General features: G+C 35.2%; 9 protein-coding genes. 4 read left to right on the top strand and 5 right to left on the bottom strand.

The window, feature by feature from the left end; all coding sequences use genetic code 11:
- The first annotated feature begins 63 nt into the window (after positions 1 to 63).
- On the top strand, positions 64 to 822 hold the full coding sequence (locus DRF65_RS01375) for a murein L,D-transpeptidase catalytic domain family protein (RefSeq protein ID WP_115968235.1): 759 nt from the start codon (positions 64 to 66) through the stop codon (positions 820 to 822).
- Between the two features lie 157 nt (positions 823 to 979).
- Here DRF65_RS01375 and DRF65_RS01370 read toward each other — a convergent pair whose 3' ends face one another.
- The 5 genes from DRF65_RS01370 to DRF65_RS01350 all read right to left on the bottom strand — a co-directional run bounded on the left by DRF65_RS01370 (position 980) and on the right by DRF65_RS01350 (position 6,777).
- Positions 980 to 2,668, bottom strand: a complete 1,689-nt coding sequence (locus DRF65_RS01370) for a right-handed parallel beta-helix repeat-containing protein (protein WP_115968234.1) — start codon at positions 2,666 to 2,668, stop codon at positions 980 to 982.
- Positions 2,669 to 2,924: 256 nt separating this feature from the next.
- On the bottom strand, positions 2,925 to 4,166 hold the full coding sequence (fabF, locus tag DRF65_RS01365) for a beta-ketoacyl-ACP synthase II (RefSeq protein WP_115968232.1): 1,242 nt from the start codon (positions 4,164 to 4,166) through the stop codon (positions 2,925 to 2,927).
- A gap of 190 nt (positions 4,167 to 4,356) precedes the next feature.
- Complete coding sequence (locus DRF65_RS01360; protein WP_115968231.1) at positions 4,357 to 5,625, bottom strand: acetyl-CoA C-acetyltransferase; 1,269 nt, start codon at positions 5,623 to 5,625, stop codon at positions 4,357 to 4,359.
- Positions 5,626 to 5,636: 11 nt separating this feature from the next.
- Complete coding sequence (locus DRF65_RS01355) at positions 5,637 to 6,242, bottom strand: TetR/AcrR family transcriptional regulator (RefSeq protein ID WP_115968229.1); 606 nt, start codon at positions 6,240 to 6,242, stop codon at positions 5,637 to 5,639.
- A 118-nt stretch (positions 6,243 to 6,360) separates the two neighbouring features.
- Positions 6,361 to 6,777, bottom strand: a complete 417-nt coding sequence (locus tag DRF65_RS01350) for an OsmC family protein (RefSeq protein ID WP_115968228.1) — start codon at positions 6,775 to 6,777, stop codon at positions 6,361 to 6,363.
- 569 nt (positions 6,778 to 7,346) lie between these two features.
- Between DRF65_RS01350 and DRF65_RS01345 the strand changes: the two genes are divergently transcribed.
- From DRF65_RS01345 to DRF65_RS01335, 3 genes are all read left to right on the top strand, one after another.
- Positions 7,347 to 8,225, top strand: a complete 879-nt coding sequence (locus DRF65_RS01345) for an AraC family transcriptional regulator (RefSeq protein WP_115968226.1) — start codon at positions 7,347 to 7,349, stop codon at positions 8,223 to 8,225.
- 363 nt (positions 8,226 to 8,588) lie between these two features.
- A complete protein-coding gene (locus tag DRF65_RS01340) occupies positions 8,589 to 11,549 on the top strand; it encodes a SusC/RagA family TonB-linked outer membrane protein (RefSeq protein ID WP_115968224.1) in 2,961 nt (986 codons plus the stop codon).
- A gap of 15 nt (positions 11,550 to 11,564) precedes the next feature.
- Positions 11,565 to 13,202, top strand: a complete 1,638-nt coding sequence (locus DRF65_RS01335; RefSeq protein WP_115968223.1) for a SusD/RagB family nutrient-binding outer membrane lipoprotein — start codon at positions 11,565 to 11,567, stop codon at positions 13,200 to 13,202.
- Positions 13,203 to 13,268: the final 66 nt, after the last annotated feature.

Genomic DNA, 13,268 nt, shown 5'->3' with positions numbered 1-13,268 from the left:
AAGTGGCTGATAGCGATGTTTTTATAATTTTGCCCCACTAATTTGGAACTAATATATTATTGAATGAAAGGATTTTATGGCGTAATAGGCCTTATTTACATGGTGACGACCTCTTTCTACATTTCTCCAAGAGCGGTGGTAAAGGATGAAAATATCACCACAAAAAAGACAGAAAGAGTAACTGACACGAAATCTGAGAAGAATGCTACTGTAGCCGTATCTTCATCAGAAGCTTTATACCAGTCAATTGAATTTGATCCTGAACATGAACTGAACTATGAAGTGTTCTCTAAAGCATTAACAGGATTTGAAAACTTAAAGAAAGCAGGATTACTTACTGGCGAGTCGCATTTATTAACTGTTTGCGATTTTTCTATGTCCTCCAATACCAAAAGACTTTGGATCATTGATCTTAACGACAAAAAAGTATTGTTCAACTCATTGGTTGCGCACGGTAAAAATACAGGCGAAGAATTTGCTACGAATTTTTCTAATACGGAAAGTTCGCGGCAGAGCAGCATGGGATTTTATATCACAGATGCAACTTATCAGGGAGACAATGGATACTCATTGAGATTATTGGGAATGGATAAAGGATTCAATGATGCAGCGTATAAAAGAGCTATCGTAATGCATGGGGCAGATTATGTAAGTGATGCATTTGCAACGATACACAAAAGAATCGGAAGAAGCTGGGGGTGTCCCGCAGTACCGAGAGAGCTGTCACAATCAATGATCAATACGATAAAAGGGAGAAATTTATTATTCATCTATTATCCCGATCAAAATTACCTTTCCTCCTCAGAATGGTTAAAAGCATAAAAAAAAGCAGTCTGAACGACTGCTTTTTATGATATACATTTAATATGAAAGATTGATATTTTTTAAAGTGAAAAATAAAACCAGAGCAAAAATTCTGCTCTGGTTTATATATTAATGTCGTTGATTAATTACAACGTAGCGACAAAATTTATGTATGTTATACTGGATTTCCATTTACATCTACCCAATCGGCTAAATTATTTTTCTTAAAAATAGGTTTATTAAGTTGAGTATCATAATAAGCCATACCTGTTATTGAGCCATTAGGATCTTTTTCATTTGTGTTTCCAAATCTTTTGATACCAAGTATTGACCCATCATTTTCTAACCAATATGCTCCATTCCAACAACCAACTCTTCCATTTCTAATAAGAATATCATTTACAAAAACTTTATTGGGTGCTTCCTGAATATATGGTCTGATTTGATTACGTTTATTTCTCTCAAATTTTTGATTGGCAGAATCCGCCAATGCAATGGGCATGTTATATATAAGGCCATTGTTAATGTATGAGTTTTGAAAATCTATATCATTATCCTGAATAAATCTTTCTAAATACCCTTCAAGTAAAAATTTGAAAACATTATTTTTTGCCTGTGGATAGAATTTGAATCTGATTGGTGGTATTTGATTATTTATTGTCAAATAGGTATTTGATTCAAATAAATTTTCGGAAGCAAATTCTTTAAATACTGCGACTCTGAATAGTGGAAACTCTGGTTTTGTTTGATAGTGACTAGCTCCAATAAAAAAGCATCCTCGTACAATATTCCCTGAAACAAAATCATCGAAAACGATATTCTGAAGATCTGCTTCAAAATAGCACTCACTAATTGTATTGTTCTTACATGCTTCTCCTTCAAAAAAAATGCTTGAAGATGAGGTATTAAGATAATTTAAAGGATTATTAATTGATGGTGCGGTTAGATATTTTGCAATGTTTTCTTCGAAAATGCAATTCTTTACCCAATTGCTAAAACAAGCTTTAAAATGAATACCTCTTGAATTTTTTCTAAATTCACAATTATCAAATAAAATGGTAGTACTGTCACGGGCTTCAACACCTATTGCATTATTTGTAAAATAACAACTTCTCAACGTTTGATAATAAGTGGTATCATACAAAATTCCATATCCTTCAAATCCTTTTATAAATAAGTTATTAAGTTCTACTCTTAACATTTTTGAAATCAGTATTCCTGTTTTGTTAGGTTTAAAGCCATCAGCTTTATCATTAAACTCATCAGGTTCTTCATCAAAATATCGTCCTCCTAACGATAGATCTCTAATTATTGTTTTTCCTGTTTGTTCATGAAAGGCATTTAAGTTCGTTTTAGATTGTAAAACTCTTAATAAAGGTTTATCTATATTAGCAATAATAATGGAATTAAGTGAACTTTCTCCATATAAATGACCACGTAAAGGAATATAAAATGTATCAGTAATCTTGAATCTTCCATTGGGAATATAAATTGAAGAAATTGAGACATTTCTTTTTCTTTGCTCAAAAACAAAGTCTGAGATTTTGTTAAATGCATTGGTATCATTTGTAACTCCATCTCCTTTTGCTCCGAACCATTTTATATTTAGAGATTTTTTATTAAGAATTGATTCACGGGCATAATAAACATTGGGTGCTTTTTTTCTGAAAACAGTTCCATCAACAAGCTCAGGTTCATTGGTGGATATATCTGTGCCATCAAGCCAATGAGTTACTTTGATATAGTTTACGGTTTCAAAAGTAAAACTATCCAATAATGTAATTACATCCGGATAACTATCCACATTTGGATAATTGGATGAAAAGAAATCTTCTGTTGTTGCTAAATTTAAATTGTAGATCATTTTTTTTTTTTTTGATTAAGTAATTGTTTTGTAAATCCTTGCAAGAAATGTTACTAAAACAAAAGTATCGGTTGAGGGCGACAAAAGAAGTCGTATTATAATTAATTTTTAAAGATTTTCTAAGTTATAATATATACAGATAGAAATGTAAATATTGGATTAGGATTAATAAATACTTAGAAATGTATTCAATTATATAAAATAAAAAATCCCTATGCAAAAAGCATGGGGATTAAAATTTATCTTTATTTCAGGATTAGCTGAACTTCTTAAATACAACCGTTGCATTATGTCCGCCAAATCCAAAGGCATTACTCAATGCAAAATTGATATTCTTTTCCTTAGCTTCTCCAAATACAATATTAATATCATTAGGAATGTTCTCATCAATACTGTGAAGATTGATGGTTGGCGGAATGATACCATTCTGAATAGCCTTAATAGAAAGGATTGCTTCAACGGCTCCTGCAGCACCTAATAAATGCCCGGTCATTGATTTGGTAGCACTGATATCAAGTTTTTTATTTCCTTTGAATGCTTTATTGATTGCTTTTAATTCAATTAAATCTCCCAATGGGGTAGAAGTGGCATGAGGATTAATATAGTCAATGTCTTCCATATTAATACCTGCTTCTTTTACAGCCAATTGCATTGCTTTGATCGCTCCCACTCCTTCAGGATGAGGGGCCGTCATATGGTATGCATCGGCAGTCATTGCTGCTCCGGCTAATTCAGCATAGATTTTCGCTCCTCTTGCTACAGCATGTTCGTATTCTTCAAGAACTAATGCCCCTGCACCTTCACCCATTACAAAACCATCTCTTTCCGCATCATAAGGACGGCTGGCTGTGGCAAAGTCATCATTTCTGGTAGACATGGCTTTCATAATAGAGAAACCACCTATTGAAGCTGGAGTAATAGCTGCTTCAGAACCACCACTGATGATTACTTTTGCTTTTCCAAGGCGGATATAATTAAAAGCATCCATCAATGCTGTATTTCCTGTTGCGCAGGCAGAAACTGTTGTATAATTAATTCCCTGAAGGCCATATTTCATGGAGATCATTCCTGAAGCCATATTGGCAATAAACTTAGGGACAAAAAACGGGTTAAAACGTGGGGTACCATCACCATGTGCAAAATCCATCACTTCCTTTTCAAAAGTCCACATTCCGCCTTGTCCTGTTCCCCAGATCACTCCGGAATCGAAAGGATCCATATTTTCAAGCTCTAAACCGGAATCCTGTATTGCTTCAGCTGAAGCATACATGGCATATTGTGTAAAAAGGTCACTTCTTTTGATTTCGTTGTGGGTAAGATGCAGTTTTGGATCAAAACCTTTTACCTCACATGCGAAGTGTACCTTAAATTTTTCTGAATCGAAATGAGTGATTAACCCTGCTCCGCTAGCTCCGTTAATACTGTTGTGCCAAAAGTCTTCGACATTATTTCCCAAGGGTGTCACTGCGCCCAATCCTGTAATGACAACTCTTTTCATATTAGTTATTATTTAAAACTGATTAGATTTTTCATGAGGTAAAGTCTTTTTACCCATGCTTCATTTCACTGCTTTTCTTTATCATTCTGTTTTCCGTTTGCAATATTATCATTTTTCTTTCGCTACAGACGAATAATAAGGTGTATTATTTATAGCATAATGAATGTTTTTATGTAAAAGCAGCTGTAAACTACTTTTCTAAGATCATTGTTATCCCCTGTCCACGAGCTGCACAGATGGAAATAAATCCTTTCCCACTACCTTTTTCATTCAGAAGTCTGGCTAAGGTAGCTATAATTCTTCCGCCTGTTGCTGCAAAAGGATGGGCTGCTGCAAGACTTCCGCCTTTTATATTGAGTTTACTTCTGTCGATTTTGCCAAGTGCTTTTTCCAATCCGAACTGTTTAGCCAGATCATCATTTTCCCAGATTTTAATGGTGGCTAGTACTTGAGCAGCAAAAGCTTCATGAATTTCGTAATAGTCAAAGTCATCCAGGTTCATTCCTGCTTTCTTCAACATTCTTTCAGCGGCAAAAACAGGAGCTAATAATAAGTTCTGTTTGTTTTCAACATATTCTATACCGGCAAGCTCTGAAAATGTAATATAAGCCAGAACAGGAAGATTATTGGCTTTTGCCCACTCTTCACTTGCCAATAAAACTGCTGAAGCACCATCCGTAAAAGGTGTTGAATTTCCGGCTGTTAAAGTTCCGTTCTGTTTATCAAAAGCCGGTTTTAACTGAGATAACTTTTCAAGACTGGTATCACGGCGGAGGTTGTTGTCTTTATCCAGGCCATAGGCAGGAGTTATCATATCATCAAAAAATCCTTCATCATAAGCTTTTGCCATGTTCTGATGACTTTTAAAAGCTAAATCATCCTGATCTTCTCTGGAAATTTTATAATATTTTGCTGTGATTTCGGTATGTTCACCCATCACCAGACCTGTTTTGGGTTCCTGCCCTTTGTAAGGGATGGGCATCCAATCTTTCAGTTTGGGGCTTAGAAGCTGTTTTATTTTCCCGAATGCAGATTTTTCTTTATTCGCTTTTAAAAGGGCTTTTCTTAGGCGGGGAGAAGATTCAAAAGGGATGTTGCTCATGGCTTCGACACCACAGGCAATACCACTTTCTATTTGTCCGAGAGCAATTTTATTTCCGATATAAATAGCAGCTTCAATTCCGGTATCACAGGCCTGTTGCAGATCACAGGCAGGAGTTGCAGGATTCAGTGAAGTGTTCATTACGGTTTCTCTGATGAGGTTGCTTTCAGAGATGTGCTTGATGACAGCGCCACCGGCAACTTCTCCTAGTAATTTACCTTGTAACTGATAGCGGTCTATCAATCCGCTCATAGCAACAAGGAGAAGATCCTGGTTACCCTTTTCGGAATAGGCGGTATTCATTCTGGCAAATGGGATTCTGTTGTATCCTACAATGGCCACTTTTTTTGTTTCCATATTGTGAAAATTTATGATGGAAGAATTATGAGTTCGTGATCAATCATATCCTTGACCTTATCCAGTGCCTGGTGCAGGAATCGTTCCTCATCCATCGTTTTTGAAAGGAGAATTCCTCCCTCAATAAGCATGATAAACAGAGAAGCGTACTCATCGGCATTTACTGAGACGTTCAATTCCCCGTTTTTTTGACCCTGAGCAATAACTGAAGCTATTTTTTCAGTCCATAACGTGAATGATTTCTGAACGTATTGTTTAAGTACAGGAAAAGAATCATCGGCTTCTGTGGCTGCATTCATTAAAGGGCAGCCACCATTTGAAAATACGGAACGCCAGTTTTTCCGGTAGAAAGATACAAAAGCATGGAGCTTATCCGTTGATGTAGGATATTGTTCTCCAAGAGAGTAATTCATTACCTTGCTCAACAGTCCTGCATTATATTTATACACCTCAATAGCTACCTGATCCTTGTTTTCAAAGTTTCCGTAAATACTTCCTTTGGTCAAACCTGTTGCCTGGGTAATATCCGAAAGGGATGTAGCGCCATAGCCTTTGGTATTGAATAAAGTTGCTGTTTTCTCGATGATAAATTGTTTTGTCTTTTCTGCCTTTGACATTTTAAGTGCTTAAATATAATGCAAATATACAAAAAATACCATTTGGTATATTTTATTTTAAAACGAAGTCTGAGATTTTATCACAACCCAGACTTCATATTTTTATATGGTAAGCTTTTTAAGCTAAAGTAGCATTCAGAGTAATTTCAAAGTTGAATGCTGCGCTTACAGGGCATCCTTCTTCTGCGATCTTCACATATTTCTGAAACTCTTCATCAGAAATTCCCGGAACTTTTGCAGTAAGGGTTAATTCTGATTTTGTAATTTTTCCAATGTTAGGATCAAGAGTGATGACTGAAGTGGTTGTTAATTCTTCAGGAGTGTAACCTGCCTGGGAAAGTTCAGCACTTAATTTCATGGTAAAACATCCGGCATGGGCAGCGGCCAGCAATTCTTCAGGATTGGTTCCCACCCCATCTGCAAAACGGCTGTTAAAAGAATATTGAGTCTGGTTTAAGGTGGTACTTTGGGTTGTAAGGTGTCCCTTTCCTTCTTTAATGGTACCGTTCCAAACGGCTGTTGCGTTACGTCTCATACTGTAGAGTTTTGATTAATATGAATTTATTTTAAAGATACAAAAAAAGTTTTTTAATTATCAAAATCAAGTCGGTTTTGATAATGTATGACATAATCTCTTTTGAATCTGTAAATCAGTTATTTGGCTGTATGGGAATGCGTAAATAATATCGTTTTATGATAAAATAATATTATATCTGATTGTATATGAAATCTAGATTTGTAAATATTAACAAAAATTGAATTATATGATGGTTGTAAGAATTGGATTGGTGGAATGATCAATATTTGTTGTAATTAATGATAAGAAACAGGATTATAAGTATTGTAAAGAAATGATAACAAAGCTTAAAACTTATTATTAATGGAAATAAATCCTCTATTGTTAATGTTAACAGGTGACTGAAATACATTCCGGAGGACAAAGAAAGCCGTTTCGCAAATTTGTGAAGCTGTTTTCTTTGGTAAGTATGTAATTGTAATAATTTTTTTATAAAAATAAGCGTAATTTAGTAATTGAAATTATAAATAATAATTATGTGTCTGAATAGCATTGTTGCTATTTTTTAATTTTTCAAAAACCTCTGTATGAGTGAATTAGAAAATATTCTTAGAGAAATAACTCCACTATCTCCTGAAGATAGTTTTCTTGTGTTTGACAGAATTAAGGCCTCTTTTGATTTTCCTTATCATTATCATCCGGAAATTGAAATTAACTTTGTGTACAAAGGAAAAGGATACCGCAGAATGATTGGGGATCATACAGGTGAGATTGGAGATATAGAACTGGTATTGGTAGGCCCAAATTTACCGCATTGCTGGGCAAACTATAAATGTAAGAACCGGAAAACCCACGAAATTACCATACAGTTTAATCAGGATTTTTTCAATCAGTCTATGATGCAGAAAAATATACTGAAACCGATCAATAATCTGATGAAAGATTCAATCCGCGGCATTCTTTTTTCAACGAAGACCGCTGAAAAACTAAAAGACTCGTTTCTCAATCTGTCGAAAATGAACAGTTTTGAATCCTTCATCGAGATTATGAAAATCCTCAATGAGCTGGCCATCGCAGAAGATAAAACACTTTTGTCTTCCTACAGTATTGAGCTTGAAACTTTTGCTGATAATGATAAAATGAAGGCGATCCATGATTTTGTACATAAAAATTTTGAGAATAAAATAACCCTGGATAATGTAGCCTCGTTGGTGAATATGAGCAATGTAACATTCAACAGATTCATTAAAAAAAGAACAGGAAAAACATTTATCAATTACCTTAATGAGATCAGAATAAGCTATGCGGCCCGTTGGCTGATGGAAAAGAATCTTACTGTTTTTGAAATTGCTTTCGAAGCAGGTTTTAATAATATTGCCAACTTTAATAAAGTCTTTAAATCTATTAAAAAGACGACTCCTACTGAATTCAGAGAACAGTTTAAAGGAGTGAAAAAAATTGAGTAAAGTCCTTTTTAGCTTCAATATATACTTCAATACGATACTGTATTTCTCAATCTAAAATAAAAAATTCTAAGATAATTCTCCTTTTATTGGTTATGTTATTTGTGTGTTAATTTACTGATGTATAATAGATTGTGTGGTTTTTTATAAATTCACTGAAAAAATAATATCGTTTTATGATAAAATAGTATTATATCGGGCTGGTTACAAAATATAGATTTGTTAATGTGAATTAAATCTTAACAAAACTTTAAATTTTTTAATACATAAACGGCAAAATATTGCTAAAAAAACAATAATTTTTTTTGTATTGAATTATAAAGTAATGTCATTGATTCTCAATTAAATCTAACTAATCTAAACCTTATGAGAAAAGCAGTTATACCGGTTCTATTTGTTTTTTCCCTTTCTGCCACTGCACAGGAAAAAAAAGCGGCCGACACTACGAAGACAACCGATATTCAGGAGGTCGTAGTCACCTCTTTGGGGATTAAAAAGCAGGCCCGCTCTTTGACCTATTCCAGCCAGCAAATTGGTGGGGATGAACTGACAGAAGTGAAAACACCCAATTTTTTAAACTCTATCAGTGGAAAAGTTTCCAATGTACAGATCAATAGAACTAACGGTGTAGGAAGTTCGGTAAGGGTTTTAATGAGAGGTAATAAATCAGCAAGTAGTAGTCAGCCTCTCTATGTAATAGATGGTATTCCCATTATTAACGGGGGTGGAAAATCTGCTGAGGCCAGCCAATATTCTACAATGCCAGACGCAGGAGATGTTTTAAGTTCTATCAATCCGGATGACATTGAAAGCATCAACTTTTTAAAAGGAGCTTCTGCTTCTGCTCTTTATGGCTCTATGGGGGGGAATGGCGTTATCCTGATTACCACTAAAAAAGGAAAAGTAGGTAAAAGCTCTATAAGTTACAATACGAGTTTTACAGTAGATCAGGCATATAGTCTTCCCAAGTTGCAGCATAGTTATCTTTCCTATGATCCTTCAGTTGCTGGCCAAATTCCTGGTTTATCCAATGAAAGCTGGGGTGCGAAAGGAGCTTCCAAAGATTATTTAAAAGACTTTCTGCAAACCGGTACAACTTGGGTTAATAGCCTTTCTTTTCAATCAGGAACTGAAAAATCAACGAATTATGTCTCAATAGGAAATACTACTAATAAAGGGATTATTCCTTCTTCTTATTTCGATCAGTACAATGTCTCTTTTAGAAACTCCAGTAAATATCTGAATGATAAATTAACGTTGGATGCTAATTTTATTGGCTCTATACAAAATAGCATCAATAGACAGACTCCGGGTATTTCTTTCTCCCCTTTAGTGAGTTTATATTGGTTGCCAAGAGGAGTAGATTTTGACCAATATAATAATAGTAACTACTATTATATAGATAAATCGAGATTATTGCCGGGTCAAAACTGGTGGGCTATAGGACCAGACGGAAAATTCAACGGAAATCCTGCAACACAAAACCCTTACTGGATATTAAACAGAGATAAAGTTACTGTTAACAATAAAAACGCATATAGTGCCGTATCACTAGCTTATCAAATAAATCCTTGGTTATCAGCAAGATTAAGAGGGAATTATAGTTGGAATAGTACTGATAGTCAAAGAGGGGTTTCAGCCTATTCAGACCCAAGTCTTATAACTAGCAACGGGACTAATGGAAGATTCCTTCAAAACAAATATGAAAACACATCTACTTACGGAGACGTTTTATTAGTAGGGAGTCCAAAATTAAGTGAGGATATTTCATTAGATTTTACAGTTGGGGGGAGTATCAATACCTCAAGAAATACAGTAACTGAAATTGATAATGCTTATTTGGCGATTCCGAATTTGTTTACAATAAGTAATCTGCAGTGGAATGTGGACAGGGGCGTAGGAGATGGGTTTCATAATATAAGCTACAGTACCAAAAAACAAGTACAGTCAGTTTTTGCAAGTGCATCTTTGGGGTATAAGAATATGTTTTATGTAGATATGACCTTTAGAAATGATTGGGATTCTACTTTGGCTTTAACAGGAACTAACGGGTACGATTATGAATCTGTAGGTGCTAATGCAATATTATCCTCCATCTTTAAACTCCCTGAAACGATTAATTTTTGGAAAATAAGAGGGTCTTATGCTACAGTAGGATTAGGATTGCCTCCCAATTTAGCAACTGCAACAGATCGTTATAATAGTGCTTACGGATATATTGTGGATGCTGGTCAGATTGTAAAGCCTAAATACTCACTTGTAACAGATCCTGCTTTCAAAGAATTATTTGCAAAGCCGGAAATTAATAAAACTTTTGAAGCTGGTACTGAATTCAGATTGTTTAATAACCGTTTAAGTTTTGATATCACCTATTACAACTCAAATGCTTCCAATCAGCTTTTGCCACTTGATATTTCTTCTAACTTAGGAGGGTTACCGTCCGGTTCCTATTATGTAAATGCTGGAAAAATAAGAAATACAGGCTTTGAAGCTTCTCTATCCTATAAAATATTAAATTCAGAAAAATTGGGATGGACGGCTAATTTGAATGGGTCCATGAACAAAAATAAAATTGTAGAATTATTTCCATCGAGTATAAATGTTCCGGAAAGTCAACTTCTTGCACTTACTGGTGGTGGTGCTTATACAAAGCTTAAATTAGGCGGGTCTTTCGGAGATATTTATGGTGTTAAATTTATGAGAGATGACCAAGGAAGAATTTTAGTTGATGCAGATGGAAAGCCTATGGCAGATAAACAAATTGGTTATTTGGGTAATCCGAATCCTAAATTTATGTTAGGGTTTAATAACTCTTTTAATATTGGAAAATTGGGAATTTCATTTCTGATTGATGGAAAATTTGGGGGCCAAGTTCTGTCTCTAACAAAAAAAGCAAATGATTTGCTTGGGGTGAGTCAGAACAGTGCTTCTGCCAGAGATGCAGGCGGAGTATCTATCCCGAATGCTGTATATGCACCAGGAACACCAAATGCAGGAGCTGCCTATACTGAGTTAACTGATGCACAAGCTTATTATAAAACGATAGGAGCAAACCAGGAAGGAGCAGGAATTGATGAAGCATATATCTATAGTGCAACCACTGTAAGGCTGCGCCAGGCATCTATAGGGTATACTTTTGATATCAATTCTAGTTACCTGAGAAATGCAACAGTAAGTTTAGTGGGAACAAATCTATTTTTCTTTTATAAAAAAGCACCGTTTGATCCTGAACAGGTTTCAGGAAACACACCTGGTGGTGTAGGAGTAGATTCTTTTGGTATACCTATTACCAGATCTATTGGATTATCATTAAAAGCTAACTTCTAAATATACAATACTAAAATGAGAATAATTAATATTAAAACTTATATACTTGGAGTAGCCGTACTTTTTTCTGCCTCTAGTTGTATCGGAGACTTTGAAGAGTTTAATCAGCAGAAAGTTGGAGGTCCGGAAAATTTTTATGCAGACTTTAAGGCAATTGTAGATCCTATGAAAGCCATGCAAAGAGGTTTTCAGTCAGACTATCAGCTAGCGACAAATCTCAATGCAGATATGTTTAGTGGAATGTTTAGTACAGCATCACAGTTTAATGGAGGGACAAATAATCTTACTTATTTAATGATGGATGGCTGGAACAATAGAATTATCGCAAGACAGCGTGATACTTTTAATAATTCTATTATCATTGATGATGTGGCAAAATACAATTATCCCGGAATAGATTTTACCGCAACTTTTGCAGTTAAAAAAATATTGAAAATTCTTACAGCGGCAAGAGTTTCAGATCGCCATGGACCTGTAGTGTACAGTAAATATGATACTCCTAATGCAAATGGGGTTACAGATTTCGATTCTCAACAGGACGCTTACAACAATTTTATTAATGATCTTACCGCTGCTATTTCTGATTTGCAAAAAGTACAAAATACTCCCGCAACCCAGAATGTAGAAGATAAAGCTGTTGTGAAAAGATCAGATTTGATCTATGGTGGAGACATCGCTAAATGGGCAAAATTAGCTAATTCTCTCAAATTGAGATTTGCTTTGCGTATGAGTTACGCTGATCCAGCAAAATCAAAAAAATATGCAGAGGAAGTCTTTGCTTCTTCCGCAGGATTAATATCTGACAATACAGATAATGCATTGATAAGTGTCGGGCAGCACGAATTGAGTTTTATTATCTATTCGTGGGGGGATTGTTCTATAGGAGCACCTATAATGGCTTATATGAACGGATTCAAAGATCCAAGACTTTCTTCCTACGCTAACACAGCAAAAGATCCGGCAACCTTTATAGATGGTAAACCTCAATATATAGGAATTCGCCAAGGTATTGATTTAATAAATGGCCAACCAACCTATGGTGGTTATTCTCAACCTGCAGCAAGAGCTGCTAGTGGAGATTATTTCTCCGGAACTGATGGAAAGTTCAAATTATTTACTGCTGCTGAAACGTGGTTTTTAAAAGCTGAAGCGGCTTTGAGAGGTTACTCAGGTGCAGGGGATGTACAGGCTAATTATCAGACTGGTATCGCTCAATCTTTTGGAGAATGGGGGAAAAGTTCTGATGTAGCTAATTATCTTGCAGATAATGTTTCAACAGAAGCTCCTTATATTGATCCTAAAAATGCAGCCAATAATATCCTTGCCGGAGACTCTCAATTAAGTACCATTACAATTGCTTGGAACAACAGTGATTCTAACGAAAAGAAACTTGAAAGAATCATCACTCAAAAATGGTTAGCTCTTTACCCGGATGGCCCTGAAGCATGGGCTGAACAAAGAAGAACAGGATATCCAGTTTTGTTCAAAGTCAGAAAAAATGATAGTGGAGGATTAATTGATACCAATCAGATGATCAGAAGAATTCCGTTCACAAATGATACAAAAAATTCAACTTTTAATTATGCTCAGGCGGTTCAGCAATTAGGCGGCTCGGATAACGGAGCTACCAAATTATGGTGGGATAAAAAGTAATCAATCACTTCAATAAAACAGAGACATCTCAGAAGTGATAATCATTCAGGCAGGAGAGTACGTAGG

The organism is Chryseobacterium pennae, from assembly GCF_003385515.1.
Taxonomy (GTDB): domain Bacteria; phylum Bacteroidota; class Bacteroidia; order Flavobacteriales; family Weeksellaceae; genus Chryseobacterium; species Chryseobacterium pennae.
This window is presented reverse-complemented; position numbering and strand designations above follow the sequence as displayed.